The organism is Priestia sp. Y58, assembly GCF_029522095.1.
Classification (GTDB): Bacteria; Bacillota; Bacilli; order Bacillales; family Bacillaceae_H; genus Priestia; species Priestia megaterium_E.
This window is the reverse complement of record NZ_JAKWFL010000003.1, coordinates 330,421-347,596: the sequence shown is the minus strand read 5'-3', so window position 1 is coordinate 347,596 and position 17,176 is coordinate 330,421. Positions and strand designations below refer to the sequence as shown.

Sequence of the window (17,176 nt, the reverse complement as noted above, 5' to 3'; positions counted from 1 at the left end):
AAATTAACAGTTAACATATTGTTAATTATTTGAATTGAAAGTTTTTTCTTTTAATAGCGTGCTGTATAGATTGGCTTCATCACATTCATCTCAACAAACCGGTAGAGCTTTGTTGGCTTTTTAGACGTTCTCGTCGTTGTTTTTCCGTCTACTTCTTCAATAAATGGCAGCATTCTTATTTTTCGTGCAAACGCCTGATCACTTTTAATCGCCGCATCATCCGTTACGGTAAGCAGCACAGTCTGCAGTTCAGAGTATGTAAACTGAGAAGGCAGAAACTTCTGAGCAATGGTCGTTTGCAATAAATCTTTCTTAATTTCCTTGATTGCATCTCGAATGATGATTTCATGATCAAAAGCTAAAGGCAATGAAAAGATTTCATCTATTTTAAATAATTCAACTCGAGCAGCATCATCATTCGCTTTTCGTTTTATTAGACTATCTTCTGGCACAATTGCATAATGTGCGTTTGTGATGACCCATCCCCTATCATCTCTGCCGGGCTCATCATAGATACCATAGTGCTTTAAATGAATATCTTTTACGCCCGTTTCTTCTTCTAGCTCTCTTTTAGCTGCTTCAAAAGCTGATTCATCAGGATGGACAAATCCGCCGGGAAGCGCCCACTTTCCTGCTTCGCTGTTCTTTTCTCCCTCTGCGTTTAGCATTGCTCGCTGGATAAGCATTAATTTCAAATTCATTTTAGGTGGTTTGTATGGTTCTTTTTCTTCCGTCACAATCGTAAATACAGCAATATCTGACGTATAGCCATAGGGTTTAGGGTATTCTTTTTTCGTTTGATTCGTCATTTCTTTTTTGTTCGACATTCAGCATTTCTCCTGATCACTCTTTTTACAATTAACAATATGATTAATGTTAATTGTATTTGTTTTATGGAAAATGTCAATACTTTTCCCACTAATTATAAAGAGAAGGTAATTTATGTTGTAAATAACGTTATGTTTCGTATTTTTTAGAGTTTATATGCATAAAAAGCCGAGTGAAGAAGTTCTCATTCCCCTCTTCCCTCAGCTTTTTTTCCCTTTTAATTAGCGTGCTGCTAAACCAATCATCATTTTACCGTCTTTAAAATATTCAATGACATAGTCAACAGACGGACAGTAAATAAACGCTTCTTCTGTAAGATCAGCTGTTTGTTGAAAAAACGTTAAAGCCTGAGCTAAATCGACGCTTACAGCTTTAGTCGCTCGTTTCCAGAATAAAACAACCTGATGCTCTTTTATATTCATCTCTTGAAGCCATTTTTTGATTTCTTCAATACGCCGGGCGGACTTTTTAATTAATACTTTTCTCCAATTAATTTGCATGATTGTTAAAAAAGGAAAGGTGTTTGAAAGTTTTTCGAAGTAAATGCTTGTCTGCTTTTTTGTTAGCAAATCTGCACTGTTACCCAACGTTTGAATATAATGTTCTACTTTTGTCATAATCATCCTCCAGTCGAAATTGGAGTTTGCTAGAATTTTCAGAGCCACTCTCTACTCTTCTTGCTAAAAATCCTGCAGCTTTCCAACCGTGCTTTTTCTCAACAATTTTGAAATTTTACTTTTTATACAAATTATTCAAAATAATTTGTGTATTTTAGTTTATCATAAAACTTAATCTTTGACTTTGATTATGTAAAACCTTATTTGTGTTTTGACCAAAGAGCGAATTCCATAGAAGAAAAGCTATAAAAAAGTTGACATTAACATTTATAAAAGTTAATATACTTACTAAAAGTAACTTAATTGCATATAACAAACAAGGTGAAGAAAATGAACTATCAAACAGATGTGTGTATAATAGGAGCCGGGCCAGGCGGTGCTCTACTAGCCTATCTACTGGCTAAACAAAATATATCAACTATACTGATAGAGAGCTCTGATACGCTTGGAAAAGAATTTCGAGGCGAACATTTAAATGAAGATGGAGAAATGATTCTTAAGAAACATCATATATTTGAAGAAATTGAAAGCTTAGGCCTCCTTCGAATGTCTAGGGTTGAATACTGGAAGGATGGACATGTATTCAAAACGATAGAATCTGAACTTGGACATGCAGGAATTCATGTTCCACAGCAGCATCTCCTTCAGTCTATAAATAGCCAAGCAAGCATCCATCCCTCCTACAAGCTTATGCTGGGCACAAAAGTAACGGAGCTAATGCAGAATGAAAAAGGACAATATACTGGAATAAAAGCTCAGCAAAAAGGCCGGGGTGAAATAATAGTTGAAAGTAAAATCATTATTGGAGCAGATGGTCGATATTCAACTGTTCGCAAACTCGCGCACATAAAAAACAATATCCACAATCATGGATACGATTTGCTTTGGGCAAAAATTCCTGCACCAGCCAATTGGGAGCCTTCTATTAAATTTGCACTTGTAAAACAGCAGCAGGTGGCGCTTTTTTCTCAAGCAAAAGGCTTTGTTCAAATCGGATGGAATATTGAAAAAGGCAGCTATCCTGCTCTTCGAAAACAATCGTTTAGACCGTTTATTCAGCGTTTAATAGACGCTTTCCCTAGCTTAAACCTTTCAATAGAAAGGTTTATTACGTCGTGGTCAGACTTTACGCTTCTTTCTGTGCAAAGCAGCATAAGCGAAGTATGGTCAAAGCATCACCTGTTATTATTAGGGGATGCTGCGCATACGATGACTCCTACTGGCGCTTTTGGATTAAACGAGTCATTAAAAGATGCTGACTTACTGTCTGACTTACTGCATCAAGTTTTTTATCAAAACAAAGAGATTTCAGAAACATTGAGACAGTTTGAACAGAAAAGAAAGCCTAAATTAATAACTCTTGAACGTATTCAGTTTCAGCGAGAAAAAGAATTCTCGTCCCATTTTATTTCTTCTTAAGCCTAAAAAAAGAGATTCCATAGATAAATGGAATCTCTTTTTTACAATCATGATTTTTCAGCAGTTGTTCTATGTAAGTTCTCTTTTATGTATATTCCGCGAAGTTAATCTTGCTTTGCCCGCTGCCATTTTTGAAATTCAAGAAATTGTTTAAACTGCTCTTTGCTTATTCCTGACTCCGCTGCTTCTTTTGCTAACTCAAGCCACTCATCATCAATATCCAACGATTCAGATTTATCCATAGGCTCATGAATCAATCTATCAATACTCACGTTCAATGAGGTAGAAATTTTGTTTAGAAATTGAATAGATGGGTTGAGCTGAATTCCTCTTTCTACTGAAGATATGTACGATTTAGCAACACCCGCTCGGTTTGCAAGTTCTGTTAGCGATATTCCCTGTTTCGTTCTGAGATCTCGAATACGTTGGCCAATTGTCATTATAATCACCCTTACTAATGCTTACTTATCGATAATAATACCATAATTTCACTTTACCGTGCATTATAAATAAACGTTCTTACCATAAAGAGGTGATTATACATCTAAAAAAGGGTGATTATGCATCTAGTGAAAATAGCTTGAGGCTGGTTATAAAGGTTATCTATACTTGGGAACGATTTATTCCCTTATCATTGTATCGGCTAAACATTTGAACTAATGCTTTGTAAAAATTGTCTAACTTCCTCGATGCTTATACCTGTTTCTTTTGCTTCCATTATGAGCATAACCCATTCTAAGTCTAACGTATTTTCATCTTTAAAATTCATAATTCTCCTCCTTTCTTCTTTTTTCGAAATTGATAACGTTCTCTTTTTTCTGTTTTTGGGCATTCTCCCTTATTTCTCACTATGGTTTTACAGTATAATGGATATTACTAGAACATTAGACATTTTTTAATTACTAAAAAGCACCCATTTTTTTGAAATTTTTGTCTATTCTTATCATAATAATTTTACCGTTACACAAACGCTACAGTTAGACACTAGGAGGATTGTTTTTATGCCTTTTCTGCATACGGCGACAGAAAAAATTTACTATGAAGTTCATTCGCCCGTATTCACTGATAAGACAAAAACCATTGTGATGGTTCATTCTGTTATCACTGATCATACGCTTTTTGATTCCATTACTGCGGAATTAAACCAACATCATCGTGTTATTCAATACGATTTGAGAGAAACAGGCAATAGTACCTCTACTGCAGGGAATTTGTCGTTTGAGGCTCATATTGAAGATCTTTTCCTCTTATTACATACGTTAAATATAAAAAAATGTTATTTTTTAGGAGTGGGATTTGGAGGTCAAATTGCCGTTAAATTTGCTGCCCGCTACGAATTTCTTATTGAAGGACTGATACTATTGTCTCTTCCTTTATATTCAGACAGCACCCTTCAAAAGATTAAGAGATGTTACAACGAAGAAAGTAAAAACCAAATACCGGTAGATAAAATTTTCGAACTAGGAAAACTAGAGAGTTTAGAACCTACAAACATACAACAGATAATTGAAAGACTAAAAAAAATGGATCCCGGGATATATTTCCGCTTTCTTAAACTATCTATTACAGACAATCTATTTCAAGAGTTGACTAGTATTTCACTTCCTGTACTCACTTTATCTGGCCAAAATGATTTGCTGTTTTCATCTCAGTATCTGATTTCAAAAACGATGTTTTTAAAAAACTACAGTCATATGACCATACCTAACGCACACTCTTTATTTCTAGTAAAAGAAAAAACAGCTTTAATCAGAGAAATCATCATAGATTTTATTAAAAGTAATACACAACAACTGCCTTCTTTAAAGAATGATCCTATGAAAATACTTAAGAACTGGGAAAGTGACACAGCTATAGATATACAAAAAGATTTTCATGCACATACACCCTCTCTTAAAGTAGATTTTTTGTACTCTTTTTCAGTCTATGTAAATGGCCAGCTTATTACAGAAGGCTGGAATAAACGTTTTGCTCAAGAAATTTTACTATATCTTATTTTTCATCATTCTATTAGCAGAGAACAGCTATGCGAAGCGCTGTGGCCCGAAATGCCTTTAAGCAACGCCAAAAAGAATTTACGCGTCTACTTGTCTCATTTAAAAAAATTATTGAACGCAGAAAATTCAGAGCCGGTTTTACTTGTTAACAGGCAGCTCATTTCTTTAAATGCAGATGTGTCAAGCGATGGATTAGATTTACTAACTGACCTTCAGTGGATAACCGAACAGTCTGACCCAGCGCTGAAATTCAAGGAAGCTGAACAGCGACTGCACCAATTAGTTCCTCATTATTTAACAACGATTTATGACGATTGGTTCCTTGATATCCGAGTGAAAATAGAGATTATTCTTCTTGATCTATTAATCTGGATGAAAGAATGGCTTTGTGAAAATGGAAAAGTTTCAAAAGCCGTATTTCTACTCATTAAATTTATTGATTTAGTAGAAGAAAAGGAATTCATTTATGATGAAATTGTCGATTGCTATATCAAGCTCGATAACAATGAAAAATCAGCGTACTGGCTGGATCAAAAACTGCGGTATTTATTTGAATAAAAAGGATGTGAATGCATGAATTCGTACTGTGAGATGGTGTTTAATCAAATAAACGTTAACATCCATTCCCTAACCGCAATCATTAATGACGTTACAGAAGAAGAGCTTGCTTATCGTCCCCTCCCTCACAAGCGGTCTATTCAAGAGCTGCTGCAGCATTTATGTCTCATTTGTATTGCAGACTATTATATTTCCTTAGGCTACTCTGCAGATAAAATGAATGACTTTTATCTGCAGCATCCAGCTTATACAAAGCTTGAACTCAAAACAGCTTTAATAGATGGCTTCAATCAGCTAAAAGCGGCCTACTCTTCTTTTGACGAACGAAAACTGTTTTCACCGCAAACATCCTATTGGGGATGCACGTATACGCGCTTTGAATGGCTGCTTGAAATTCAGTCTCATTTATATCATCACCGTGCGGAACTGTATACGCTTCTAACCTGTTACCGCAGAAACGGATTGGATGTAGTGCTTTTTGAGTGATATAATTTTTCACTCTCTATATTTTCATAGCTTTTTAGAGGCTTAAAGGAAGCTTCTTTTATTTGTTTACCATTTTCCATCCATTATGAAATATAATTTGTATATAGAAAGCATTAAAAGAAAATGAGGTTGGCTTATGAAAGAAACAATTGTTGCAGCTTTAAAGAAAATTGAAGAAGATTTCGACGTAAAAGTATTATACGCTTGTGAATCTGGAAGTAGAGCGTGGGACTTTCCATCTAAAGATAGCGATTATGATGTTAGATTTATTTATATTCATAAGAGGAATAAATATTTAAGCATTGATCCAATCGGTGTAGGTAAAAAGCGAGATGTAATAGAGCTACCTATTAATGATCTCTTAGATGTTAGCGGCTGGGACTTAACTAAGACGTTAAAACTTTTTAGAAAGTCAAACCCACCTTTACTAGAATGGATGCAATCAAACATTGTATATTACAAGGCGTATTCAACATTTGATAAAATGAAAGAACTACATTCTAACATCTTTACTCCTACTTCTTGTATATATCACTATTTAAATATGGCTAGAAATAACTTTAGAGAGTATTTGCAAGGTGATGAAGTAAAAATTAAAAAATATTTTTACGTTTTAAGACCTGTGTTAGCTGCTAAGTGGATTGAACAATATAACGAATTTCCTCCGCTAGAATTCCCTATTCTCTTAGAGAAACTGTTACCAGAAGGAGAATTAAAAGAAGAGGTTAGCAAGCTGTTAAAGCGGAAAATTAGTGGGGATGAGTTAGATTTAGAACCATGTATCAATGTTATTAATGAATTTTCAAACTTAGAAATTGACCGTTTAGACAAATACGTCAGAACTTTATCTGTAGAATTAGATGACCCTACATATGAATTAGATCAATTGTTTAGAGATACTCTAGACGAAGTTTGGAACTAAGTATAAAACAAAAAGGCTTATCCCTAATGCAAGTAGCAGCGGATAAGCCTTTTATCTATATCTATTAAAGCGGTATATTATTATTTGTATTTTTTGTTTCATTCAAATAGTTCTCCACATATATTTGTTCTGCATCTGTAGCATTTTCAATTCCATCCTCCGGACTAAATTCAATGTTTCTCTTTATTGCTACACGATCTGCAATGTAACCCATTGCTAACAAAAACACTATACATCCGCCTGCCCACAGCCACATTGTCATTTTAATACCCCCTTTTTCTTCTTTAGTTCACCTAGCGTCGCGTAATACAGCATATATCCTCCGCAGGATAAAAACCCTCCAACAAGTAAAATCGCAAGTTTTTTAATAACTATCCCCTCCACATTCTTTTACACAAAACAGAACTAACAGATACTTCGACTGTATATTAAACGTTTTTCCGCAAAAAGGAATTTAAATTAACATTCCCTATACTTACTATACGTTTTAGCACGAAGAAAAGTTTCAGAAAATTAAATTAATAATTTTCGAGTTGATTTTCAACAAATCTGATTATAATTTTTTATGTTTCATCCTAAATAATTTCAAAAATACAAAGTTACTGCTGACAATCTATCTACAAAGAATTCGAGGCTTTACGCCGTTTTAATCCGGTCTACTATGATTGCCCGGTGCATTAATTATGATGCCGACTATGACTGCAGATATGAACCAATTACCTTAACATTTAATTTCTCACGGTACAGCTTTAAGTAGTACAATTCGTCAAGTTGCAGGTTCAATTGGTACCGCTATACTTGTTACAATTATGACTCAACAAACTACGGAACACCTCGCTAAAGCAATAACAACTTCGACTATAGATGGTAGTAACGATGCATTCTTATTTGTCTTCATAAAAATAGTACTATTTTCAAAAGAAATCTTTTATTTCTCCTGAGAATAGTACTACACTATATTAGATAACCTTTATTTTTGTTTTGATTGTATAATATGTATCTGCTACGAGTCCTACTGCAAGTCCGCTAATCATCCCGTACGGTAATACACCTGGTACATTTTGATAAAAAGTGCCGATTAACATTGCAGCTAGGATGCCGAAAAGTACGCCTATCACAATATGCGAACCAAACTTCACCTGTTTTGCGGTATACATTCTTCCTCCTCCTCACTTTTTTTCCATTATATCACAACAGAATCGTTTATTTAATGATAACTGAGCGAGGAATGCGAATGTAATAAAACTGTAACCTTATATAACTATTTTAATACTACTCTTTTGGCGAATAAAATGTCATATGAGGCTTTTCTTCTTGGTAATACGCTAAACGATCTTGGAGCGTACCGGTATGGAATTCAAATTTATGACCGTCAGGATCCGTAAAATAAATAGATTTTTTGTCTCTCTCGTCACGATTTCTTCCAGGTAAGATATTTACATTATGCTGTTTTAACAGCTCTTTTGCTTGGTCAAAGCTTTCAATGGAAATAGAAAATGCTAAATGAGTATACGAATACTGAATGTCTGATCTAGGAATACTTTTTTCTTCGTTTAACGCCAGCCACAGTCCATTCAAACTAAAGTAAGCGGTGGATTTTCCTTTCACTAAAAGTTCTGCTCCTAGCACTTTCTTATAAAATGTGATGGACCGTTCTAAATTTGACACAGAAAAGCACATATGATTAATTCCTTGAATCATCTTTCCCCCTCGCTTTCTAGAAAAAAGTACTTCTTTCTATTACATAACTTTCCTTTTAGCATCTATTTTACTGAAAAAACATACTTTTTGCCATGTAAAGAGCTACTCCCCAAATCATACATGCAGAAGCCTTATTCACCCAAATCATTATTTTCCCATTCGAATCCATTTTCCCTACTGCTTTTCCTGCAAAAGCTAAGGATAAAAACCATATCCACGAAACGGATATCGTAACGAGCGTAAAAATCCATTTTTCTTTTCCGCTGTACAGCAGAGAATTTGTTCCGATTACGCCCATAATATCCATCAGCGCATGGGGATTTAGCAGAGATACAGAAGCAGCAAATAAAATTTGTGCTTTTAGCGTCATCCCTTCCTTTAATGACGTTTTTGAAGGTTCGCTCTTCCACGTCACAAAGCCCATATACGCTAAAAAAAGAAGACCTATTCCAAAAATAAGCGTTTGAAAAAATGAAAAAGCCGCGGCTGCTGCTGAAACTCCCAGCACTGCTACTAGAATTAAAAACGTATCACAAACAGAAGCCGTTACCACTACGGGAAGCGCCTGTTTGATCGTTCGTTGATTTGCTCCTTGGTTAAAAACAAACACATTTTGTACCCCTAACGGTAAAATCAAACCGAATGCTAACAACAAAGCATGTATAACCACTATAAACATGTTGCTCTCTCCTTTCTCTTTTATCCTACAATTGACATCCCCTGTTGTCTCCATCCAAGTTTTGATTTATAATACCAACCAAATTATAAAAAGGTGGTCTCACATGAACTGGACTCCAAATCCGGCTGATAAAAAGCCAATGCACAAACAAATTCAAGAATATATGAAAGAGAAAATCATAAATGGAGAGTGGCCTGTTGGAACTAAAATTCCTTCGCAGCGCCATTTGGCTGCTAGCTTTTCTGTAAATAGAAGCACGGTGGTGACAGCAACCGAAAACTTAATTGCTGAAGGATTGCTCAGCGGAAACAAAGGCGGTGGCACCAAGGTCATTAACAATACGTGGAGCTTACTAGCATCAGGTTCTCACATGAACTGGAATTCGTATGTAGAAGCAGGAATATACCAACCAAATTCTCCCACTATCCGCCATATTAACGAAGCTGAATTTCAACCGGGCATTATTCGTTTAGGAACTGGAGAGTTAGCACCTGACCTGCTTCCTTCCCCTCAGCTTTCGGAACTATTTAGCGGAATTAACCATGGAAGCGTACATTTGGGCTACGAGCACCCAAGAGGAAATGATGAGCTCAGACAAGAGTTAGTGAATCATGTAAAAAAACGAGGCATTGAAACGTCTCCTTCATCTATTTTAATTGTATCCGGTTCACTTCAAGCCCTTCAGTTAATTTCAATCGGCCTGCTGCCTCCAGGTGCCAATATATTAGCTGAAAAGCCTTCTTATCTTTATTCTCTACCATTATTTCAGTCCGCACAAATGAAAATAACGGGCGTTTCATTAGATGAAGAAGGAATGCATTTAGCTTCATTAAAAGACCAGCACGAAAAAGAAAAAGGCACAGCTTTATATACAATACCGAACTTTCATAACCCCACCAATGTAACGATGAGTGAACAAAGGCGCCAAGCACTGCTTCGCCAGTGTGAAAGAATGCATTTGCCTATTATTGAAGATGATGCTTACGGAGAGCTTTGGTTCCATTCACCGCCTCCGCTTTCATTAAAAGCTCAAGATAAAAATGGAATGGTTCTTTATTTAGGAACGTTCTCTAAAACATTCAGTCCGGGATTTCGAATTGGATGGATTGTAGGGCCTGAACATGTAATTGAGCGATTAGCTGACCTTAAAATGCAAGTTGACTACGGAGCCAGTTCCTTATCTCAATGGGCCGCTGCTGAAGCTCTCAAAACCGGAATTTATGACAAGCATGTGGCCAGCGTACGCTATAAATTAAAAGAAAAATCTCAGCAAACACTGGCTATTCTAGAGAAGTATTTGAAGAATCTCGCTGTGTGGAATGCTCCGAGCGGAGGTTTTTATTTTTGGCTTACGCTGCATAAGCCTGTTTCGATGCGGAAGTTATTTAAGCACTGTCTCGACGAAGGAGTTCTTTTAAATCCAGGCGCATTGTATGACCATGAGACATCACAGCATACCAGAATATCTTTTTCTTATGCGACGCTTGCAGAATTTGAATACGGCATCAAAATAGTCGCAAAAAGCCTTAAGAATCTTTACAAGTGATTCTTAAGGCTTTCTTGTGTTAACGGCAGCTTTATCAAAAAAGTGAGCTTATTATGCTGACGCTCTGCTCGTATCTTCCCTTGATGCAGCTGAATGATTTGTTTTGCAATAGCCAGTCCTAAACCTGAACCATTCGCGTCCGTTCTTGATTCATCACCTCGATAAAATCGATCAAATAACTTTTCTACCTCAATTTTTTCACTGATGTTAATGCTGTTCCTAAAGGAAATTACCAACGAATCCTCATCAATTTCCTGATTCACCTCTAATACGGAAGGCTTTTTGCTGTATTTCTTGACATTTTCAAGCAAATTTTGAAATACTCTTACCATTTTTTCCACATCAATAAATGCATTCCATTCACAAGCAAAGTTAGTCTGAACATCAATGCCTTCTCTTGTTAAAATTGGCTCGTACTCTCCTATTACCTGTTGAAGCAAACGTTTCATATCGACCTCATTTCGTTGAAGCTGAAGATCAGGACTCGTTAATTTTGTATAGTCAAACAATTCTTCTATTAAATCAGTTAAGTATTTTGCTTTTGAATCAACAATGGATAAGTAGCTATCTAATGTTTCATCATCCATACTTTCTCTTTTTTTGATTAAATCTAGGTATCCAACGATGGATGTTAACGGCGTACGCAAATCGTGAGATACACTGGATATTAGCTCATTTTTCACTTGCTCCAGCTCTCGTTCACGATCAAATTTTGTACGAAGCTGCGCAGACATTTTGTTAATATTTTGACTTAGCTCAGCCAGTTCATCTTTTCCTCGCACATGGATGGTTGCGCCTAAATCTCCATTTGATATTTTTTGAACTTGTTTAGAGATTTCTTTCAGATAACGAATATGGGAACGAATAAGTATTAAAAAAACCAAAACAAAGATTACAACAGCAATAAAAATAAGCCCAAATGCCAATAAATTATATGCAGAAACATTCATGTTCTCTTCTTGTATATACCTGCTCAAAACAAGCCTAGCAATTAAAATAAAAATTAAATTGGTAGCCAAAAAACTTATAATGATAGCAAAAAGAAGTTTTACACTTATTCTTCTCATATCCTGTATCCTACGCCCCATATGGTTTTAATATAAATGGGCTTTTTGGGATTATCCTCAATTTTTTCACGGATTTTTGTGATATGGACCATTACAGTATTATCGGATTTAAACGCGTCTTCTTGCCACACTGCTTCATATATTTTCCCCATGCTCATCACTGTTCCTTTGTTGCGTGCCAGCAGCTCTAAAATATCAAACTCTTTTGGCGTTAAACGAATCTCTTGGCCGCGTACAAAGACGAGACGGGTACTGCGGTTGATTTCCAAATCGCCGATTTGAATAATTTCACGCTCAGTACGTTCATTGTATTTTTTATAACGTCTAATTTGTGATTTGACTCGTGCGATGAGCTCGAGTGGGTTAAATGGTTTCGTTAAGTAATCATCTGCGCCTGCTGTTAGACCAGAAATTTTGTCCATATCTTCTGACTTAGCCGAAAGCATAATAATGGGCATATTTTTTTCTTCACGTATTTTAAAAGCAGCGTCGATTCCATTCATCTGCGGCATCATAATATCTAATATAATTAAATCTACTTCTTGTTCTTCTAAAAGCGCCAAGCCAGATACAGCATTAGAAACTTTCAGCGCTTCAAATCCTTCATTTTCTAAGTAAATAGCAATTAAATTACGAATTTGCTCATCGTCATCTATAATTAAAATTCTGTCTTTCATGTACAAACTCCTTATATCTCATTCTTTTCGCATGTAAAAATGTATGCGGGAGGAACGTTTCTCCACTCTTTTTCAACTTTAATGTGCGGGAAAAACGAGCGGATCAGCTGTTTTTTTAAATTCGTATACTGAAACGTAATAAATTTCCCTTCATCGGCTAATACGCTGCGCGTGTTTTGCAAGATACAGTCCGACACTTCAGACGTTAAAGAAGCAAAAGGAAGACCTGATAGTACGTAATCCACTTTTGGAATATCATACTGTATCAAGTACTTTTGAACATGTTCAGCGGATCCGTGTATCACATACACATTTTTTTCATTCCTTACTTGTTCCTTTACTTTTTCGTAAAAATGCCGATTGTATTCGATAAGAAGCAAAGTTGTCTGAGTGCTTCGTCTTCTTATTAATTCACGGGTGAAAACTCCGGTTCCTGGCCCGTACTCTACTATACAGGCTGCATGTTCAAAATCAATCCCTTTTACCATTTTTTCCGCTAAGTGCGTAGAGCTTGGCAAAAGTGCTCCTACCGTTCGCGGCTGGTGAAAATATTGATACATAAAAGCTAAATTCATTTTCTATTCCTTCTTTCTACTCTTTCTTTCTAGAATAGAAAAAAAATCTAAAGAAACGTTAAGTAAATTTCTTAAGAATTCTTAAGAAAACAAAAAGGAGGATGGGACAAACGTATTTTAGTTGAAGGAAGATCCGAACTATGAATTAAAATCCTTTATTGAGAATTAAGTGCATTCGAATTTTTCATGGTGATAGTGAACGTAGGTTTCATGTATGTAGGTGCTTCTAGCTATTGATTGGAGGGAAAGGCGAAGACTCCTGCGGGAAAAGCGGAACAGATGAGACCCCACAGGAGCGCAAGCGACGAGGAGGCTCATCGGCCGCCCGCGGAAAGCGAAGTCTGGCACGGAGATCAACAGCGGTATAACAAGCGCCATACTGAATTATTTATCCCATTTGTTCGTCTTTGGATTGATGTAGTTAATGTCTCCATTCCTTTTGAAAGAGTATTCACCGTAAATAACATCCGCTATTTAAATCGAAAGTGGCTCCTGTATAATGTTTTGCTTGAGGGCTCAGTAAAAAAAGAACCGTATCTGCCACGTCTTGAGGCGTAACAAAGCTTGGAATCAGCTGATGAGCGATGTATTCATTTTTGCGCCACTCTGGAATATTTTTCATCATATCGGTATTTACCATTGTAGGTGCTACGGCGTTCACCCGGATATAAGGAGAAAAATTCATCGCACAGCTCTTGGTTAATCCTAGTATTGCTGCTTTAGACATTCCATATATAGCATCGGAGCTTCCTTCCATTCCTGACACGGAGGATATATTAATAATCGCTCCTTCCGTTTCTTTTTTCATTAATAATTCGCCGAAGTACTTGGAAAAATAAATATATCCTTTAATATTAATGTCCATCACAAAATCTATTTCGTTTTCTTCATAGTCCAATAAATTTTTTCCTAAATATACGCCCGCATTATTAACTAACCCATACAAATTTTTATCTTTTATTTGATAAAAAAGATCTTTTACATCGTTTCCTTTTTTAACATCTACTACGTGTGTTTCAATATGGCCCTTTGTATCTTCAGCTAGCTGTTTCAAAGCTCCATCGTTAATATCACAAGCAATAACTGAATAGCCCTTCGACACACACTCTTTTACAATTTCTTTGCCAATTCCAGAACCTGCACCCGTAACGATTATCCATTTTTCTGTCATCTCGACACCTCTTATTTACTTCTGTTAGACATACTTGTTATGAGAATATTCAAATATTTATTATACCATTATTTTCTATATAGATATCCCTTTCTTGCATTCTTTTTTAGCTTACCTGACAAAGCGCGTATAGTTTTTTATGAGAGTGATAACGATAAGACAGTACATTATTTCAAACAAGAAAGAGATGATAAGACGTGGCAAAAGTACTTTATATTACAGCTCATCCTCACGATGAGTCTCAATCATTCAGTATGGCAACTGGAAAAGCATTTATCGATGCTTACAAAGAGCACAATTCAAGTGACGAAGTTGTACATATTGACCTTTATAAAGAAAATATCCCTCATATTGATGCGGATGTATTTAGCGGCTGGGGCAAACTTCAGTCTGGCTCGGAACTCTCTTCTCACGAACAAGAAAAGGTCAATCGCCTTGCAGAACTGAGCGAACAGTTTGTAGGAGCGGACAAATATGTTTTTGTAACGCCTATGTGGAACTTTTCGTTTCCGCCTGTTATGAAAGCTTATTTAGACTCTGTAGCCGTAGCAGGTAAGTCATTTAAATACACGGCAGAAGGTCCGGTTGGGCTATTGACGGATAAAAAAGCGCTTCACATTCAAGCGCGCGGAGGCATTTATTCTGAAGGCCCTGCAGCTGATATGGAAATGGGGCATCGTTATATTGGGATTATGATGAATTTCTTCGGAGTACCTTCGTTAGACGGTATTTTTGTGGAAGGGCATAACGCAATGCCAGATAAAGCCCAAGAAATTAAAGAAAAAGGAATAGCAGAAGCAAAAAAACTTGCCCAAACTTTTTAATATAAAGAGGCTGTAACAAAAATGTTTTAATTGAAGGAAGATCCGAACGAGGACTCGAGACTCTTAATGGAACATCAACTTTGTTCGGATTTTTCTGTTGGTAAGGTGAACGTAGCTTTCATGCATGGTGGCTGCTTCCAGCAGTTAATTGGAGGGCAAGGCGAAGACTCCTGCGGGAAAAGTGGAACAGATGAGACCCCACAGGCGCGTAAGCGACGAGGAGGCTCATCGGCCGCCCGCGGAAAGCGAAGCCTTGCACGGAAATTAACTGCGATGTAACAAGCTATTCATACTAGATCATTTACCTCGTTTGTTCGTCTTTAGATGGAAGTGATTTCGTTATGTCTAAGTCTCTTTTCTACGCAAAAAAATTTTCTCTTTCCTTTTCGATCCACCTGTCCATTTCTCTATCACTTTTTTCTACAAGTCTGTTAACGAGAATATCATGCCAAATATAATTTTCAAGTAAATTAATGTTGACTGCGTTATTTGTATAGTACGCCATTTCTTTGTGACCATAAATCATTTCACTGCTGTCAACAGATATAATAAACCAGTTTTGATTCCCAATGTTTTCGGTATAGCTTGTATGACGGTGCCGGTCAAATTCCTCCATCGCTTCATCTTGTTCAAACACAATTCCTTTTAGTGTGACACTCTCCCTTAGCTGTAATAAAAGAGGCTTCAACTCATTATAAATATCGGGCCAAAGCGAGATGACAATTTTATTTTTTGCTTTTAACAATAGCGACTCACAAAAAGCAAGAATGGCTGTTTCTCCTTTCATCGTCATAACCCGGCTTTCTTCTACAGACTCTGCAGTTTCAAGACGTTTAAGCGTTTCGCTAACGTCTTCATACGTTTCGTTCCATTTTTTTTGCAGCGAATGCAAAAAAGCATCGACGGGCAACGATGTGTACTGGGTGCCATCATTACTCTCTTCTTTTAACACCATGCCTTTTTCCTCTAGTGTTTGTAAAATATCGTATACACGCGCTCTTGGCACACCTGAATGTTTACTAATGCTATAAGCAGTGGAAGATCCTTTTTTGACAAGCGTCACATATACCTTTGATTCATACTGATTAAATCCAAGCGACTGCAGCTGTTGAATAATATTTTCCATAAAGGAAACCTCCCTGTTTTTTAAGTTATTTGAAATTTTCATCATTTACATATTTACAACTGCTTTTTATATAGTTACTATTTAAGTAGTCACTATATATTATGACATGAGGAAGGTGCTTTATGGAAGAATTAAGTTTACAGATTGTTCTTTTGCTTTTACTCTTTGGTTTTTTAGCTGCGTTCATCGACTCTGTAGTTGGCGGAGGCGGTTTAATTTCAACGCCTGCCCTTTTATTTTTAGGCCTGCCTCCCGCTGCTGCCTTAGCTACAAATAAATTAGCTGGAACGATGGGCGTATTAACGAGTACCATTCGATTTGTCAAATCCGGAAAAGTCGATTTTCGCGTTGTAGGTAAATGGTTTCCTTTTGTATTTATTGGCTCTTTAGGAGGTTCAATCACGGTTCATTTTCTATCCTCTGCTTTTTTGAAACCTGTTATTTTGATTCTCCTTGTTTTAGTTGCTATTTATACAATCTTCAAAAAAAACTGGGGCACTACGTCCACGTATAAGCCGCTGTCTATTAAGAAACTTATTTTCTTTACTGCACTTATTTTTATTATTGGCTTTTACGATGGATTTTTAGGAGCAGGCACAGGTTCATTTATTTTATTCGCTTTTTTATTTATGGGATTTGATTTCCTGCAGTCAGCAGGCAGCGCAAAATTTTTAAATTTCGGCAGTAATTTAGGTGCTTTGCTTGTATTTTTATATTTTGATTCTGTTGTATTTTCTTACGGATTAATTATGGGGTTTGCGATGATCGTTGGTTCTTTTGTGGGATCAAACGTCGCTCTATCAAAAGGCGTGACGTACGTCCGAACGCTTTTTATTCTTGTCACTTTAAGCCTTATTAGCAAAAACATATTTGATTATGTAAATCAGTACAAATAGATCAATGGTTTCTTTAGAACTATAACAATGAACCTATATATCTATTAGATTAATAAAACCACCTCTTACTATTTTCTTATTTTTGGG

The 17,176-nt window shown here is 36.3% G+C and carries 22 protein-coding genes and 1 pseudogene; 10 read left to right on the top strand and 13 right to left on the bottom strand.

What is annotated here, in order from left to right; genetic code table 11:
• Positions 1-50: 50 nt before the first annotated feature.
• Both MMB68_RS11830 and MMB68_RS11825 read right to left on the bottom strand, forming a co-directional pair.
• Positions 51-827, bottom strand: a complete 777-nt coding sequence (locus MMB68_RS11830) for an NUDIX domain-containing protein (protein WP_277548866.1) — start codon at positions 825-827, stop codon at positions 51-53.
• Positions 828-1,049: 222 nt separating this feature from the next.
• A complete protein-coding gene (locus MMB68_RS11825) occupies positions 1,050-1,445 on the bottom strand; it encodes a CDI toxin immunity protein (RefSeq protein ID WP_221782999.1) in 396 nt (131 codons plus the stop codon).
• Between the two features lie 330 nt (positions 1,446-1,775).
• On the opposite strand from MMB68_RS11825, the gene MMB68_RS11820 reads away from it, so the two are divergent.
• Positions 1,776-2,864: an FAD-dependent monooxygenase gene (locus MMB68_RS11820; protein WP_221782997.1), complete on the top strand. Its 1,089-nt coding sequence runs from the start codon at positions 1,776-1,778 to the stop codon at positions 2,862-2,864.
• Positions 2,865-2,968: 104 nt separating this feature from the next.
• On the opposite strand, the gene MMB68_RS11815 is transcribed toward MMB68_RS11820, so the two are convergent.
• Complete coding sequence (locus MMB68_RS11815; RefSeq protein ID WP_013056901.1) at positions 2,969-3,304, bottom strand: helix-turn-helix domain-containing protein; 336 nt, start codon at positions 3,302-3,304, stop codon at positions 2,969-2,971.
• A 203-nt stretch (positions 3,305-3,507) separates the two neighbouring features.
• Positions 3,508-3,633 carry an anti-repressor SinI family protein gene (locus MMB68_RS11810; RefSeq protein WP_221782995.1) on the bottom strand — a complete coding sequence of 42 codons (126 nt, stop codon included), beginning with the start codon at positions 3,631-3,633 and terminating at the stop codon, positions 3,508-3,510.
• Positions 3,634-3,865: 232 nt separating this feature from the next.
• Between MMB68_RS11810 and MMB68_RS11805 the strand changes: the two genes are divergently transcribed.
• The 3 genes from MMB68_RS11805 (at position 3,866) to MMB68_RS11795 (ending at position 6,827) form a co-directional block, all read left to right on the top strand.
• Positions 3,866-5,419 carry an alpha/beta hydrolase gene (locus tag MMB68_RS11805; protein WP_264409130.1) on the top strand — a complete coding sequence of 518 codons (1,554 nt, stop codon included), beginning with the start codon at positions 3,866-3,868 and terminating at the stop codon, positions 5,417-5,419.
• A gap of 15 nt (positions 5,420-5,434) precedes the next feature.
• Positions 5,435-5,905, top strand: a complete 471-nt coding sequence (locus tag MMB68_RS11800; RefSeq protein ID WP_264409129.1) for a DinB family protein — start codon at positions 5,435-5,437, stop codon at positions 5,903-5,905.
• 136 nt (positions 5,906-6,041) lie between these two features.
• Positions 6,042-6,827 (top strand): nucleotidyltransferase domain-containing protein, encoded by a 786-nt coding sequence (locus MMB68_RS11795; protein ID WP_277548865.1) that lies wholly within the window; start codon positions 6,042-6,044, stop codon positions 6,825-6,827.
• A gap of 64 nt (positions 6,828-6,891) precedes the next feature.
• On the opposite strand, the gene MMB68_RS11790 is transcribed toward MMB68_RS11795, so the two are convergent.
• Positions 6,892-7,089 (bottom strand): hypothetical protein, encoded by a 198-nt coding sequence (locus MMB68_RS11790; protein ID WP_264409127.1) that lies wholly within the window; start codon positions 7,087-7,089, stop codon positions 6,892-6,894.
• Between the two features lie 412 nt (positions 7,090-7,501).
• Between MMB68_RS11790 and MMB68_RS27520 the strand changes: the two are divergent.
• A pseudogene (locus MMB68_RS27520) lies at positions 7,502-7,666 on the top strand (MFS transporter); the annotation flags it as partial.
• A 120-nt stretch (positions 7,667-7,786) separates the two neighbouring features.
• Here the strand turns inward: MMB68_RS27520 and MMB68_RS11780 are convergent.
• The 3 genes from MMB68_RS11780 to MMB68_RS11770 all read right to left on the bottom strand — a co-directional run bounded on the left by MMB68_RS11780 (position 7,787) and on the right by MMB68_RS11770 (position 9,207).
• Entirely contained in the window at positions 7,787-7,984 is a 198-nt protein-coding gene (locus MMB68_RS11780; RefSeq protein ID WP_098979922.1) for a hypothetical protein, read from the bottom strand.
• Positions 7,985-8,099: 115 nt separating this feature from the next.
• Positions 8,100-8,528 carry a metallothiol transferase FosB gene (fosB, locus tag MMB68_RS11775; RefSeq protein ID WP_264409126.1) on the bottom strand — a complete coding sequence of 143 codons (429 nt, stop codon included), beginning with the start codon at positions 8,526-8,528 and terminating at the stop codon, positions 8,100-8,102.
• A gap of 67 nt (positions 8,529-8,595) precedes the next feature.
• Positions 8,596-9,207, bottom strand: a complete 612-nt coding sequence (locus tag MMB68_RS11770; RefSeq protein WP_277548864.1) for a LysE/ArgO family amino acid transporter — start codon at positions 9,205-9,207, stop codon at positions 8,596-8,598.
• 103 nt (positions 9,208-9,310) lie between these two features.
• On the opposite strand from MMB68_RS11770, the gene MMB68_RS11765 reads away from it, so the two are divergent.
• Positions 9,311-10,753: an aminotransferase-like domain-containing protein gene (locus MMB68_RS11765; protein WP_277548863.1), complete on the top strand. Its 1,443-nt coding sequence runs from the start codon at positions 9,311-9,313 to the stop codon at positions 10,751-10,753.
• On the opposite strand, the gene MMB68_RS11760 is transcribed toward MMB68_RS11765, so the two are convergent.
• From MMB68_RS11760 to MMB68_RS11750, 3 genes are read right to left on the bottom strand one after another with little or no spacing between them, the layout of a single operon-like run.
• Complete coding sequence (locus MMB68_RS11760) at positions 10,744-11,820, bottom strand: HAMP domain-containing sensor histidine kinase (RefSeq protein WP_221782983.1); 1,077 nt, start codon at positions 11,818-11,820, stop codon at positions 10,744-10,746. The genes MMB68_RS11765 and MMB68_RS11760 overlap by 10 nt on opposite strands.
• Complete coding sequence (locus MMB68_RS11755) at positions 11,817-12,497, bottom strand: response regulator transcription factor (RefSeq protein WP_221782981.1); 681 nt, start codon at positions 12,495-12,497, stop codon at positions 11,817-11,819. Before MMB68_RS11755 ends, MMB68_RS11760 begins: the two co-directional genes overlap by 4 nt.
• Positions 12,498-12,508: 11 nt before the next feature.
• Positions 12,509-13,072, bottom strand: a complete 564-nt coding sequence (locus MMB68_RS11750) for a class I SAM-dependent methyltransferase (protein ID WP_221782979.1) — start codon at positions 13,070-13,072, stop codon at positions 12,509-12,511.
• A gap of 233 nt (positions 13,073-13,305) precedes the next feature.
• Here MMB68_RS11750 and MMB68_RS11745 point away from each other — a divergent pair, with 233 nt between their 5' ends.
• Positions 13,306-13,440 carry a hypothetical protein gene (locus MMB68_RS11745; protein WP_260506605.1) on the top strand — a complete coding sequence of 45 codons (135 nt, stop codon included), beginning with the start codon at positions 13,306-13,308 and terminating at the stop codon, positions 13,438-13,440.
• An 83-nt stretch (positions 13,441-13,523) separates the two neighbouring features.
• Here MMB68_RS11745 and MMB68_RS11740 read toward each other — a convergent pair whose 3' ends face one another.
• Positions 13,524-14,243, bottom strand: a complete 720-nt coding sequence (locus tag MMB68_RS11740; protein WP_221782977.1) for an SDR family NAD(P)-dependent oxidoreductase — start codon at positions 14,241-14,243, stop codon at positions 13,524-13,526.
• A 197-nt stretch (positions 14,244-14,440) separates the two neighbouring features.
• Here MMB68_RS11740 and MMB68_RS11735 point away from each other — a divergent pair, with 197 nt between their 5' ends.
• Positions 14,441-15,067: an FMN-dependent NADH-azoreductase gene (locus tag MMB68_RS11735; RefSeq protein WP_028413489.1), complete on the top strand. Its 627-nt coding sequence runs from the start codon at positions 14,441-14,443 to the stop codon at positions 15,065-15,067.
• Between the two features lie 66 nt (positions 15,068-15,133).
• On the top strand, positions 15,134-15,346 hold the full coding sequence (locus tag MMB68_RS11730) for a hypothetical protein (RefSeq protein WP_165635933.1): 213 nt from the start codon (positions 15,134-15,136) through the stop codon (positions 15,344-15,346).
• A gap of 79 nt (positions 15,347-15,425) precedes the next feature.
• Here MMB68_RS11730 and MMB68_RS11725 read toward each other — a convergent pair whose 3' ends face one another.
• Positions 15,426-16,193, bottom strand: a complete 768-nt coding sequence (locus MMB68_RS11725; protein WP_221782975.1) for a TrmB family transcriptional regulator — start codon at positions 16,191-16,193, stop codon at positions 15,426-15,428.
• Positions 16,194-16,315: 122 nt separating this feature from the next.
• Here MMB68_RS11725 and MMB68_RS11720 point away from each other — a divergent pair, with 122 nt between their 5' ends.
• The gene (locus tag MMB68_RS11720) at positions 16,316-17,089 is read left to right on the top strand and encodes a sulfite exporter TauE/SafE family protein (protein WP_013056888.1); all 774 of its coding nucleotides are present in this window, start codon (positions 16,316-16,318) and stop codon (positions 17,087-17,089) included.
• Positions 17,090-17,176: the final 87 nt, after the last annotated feature.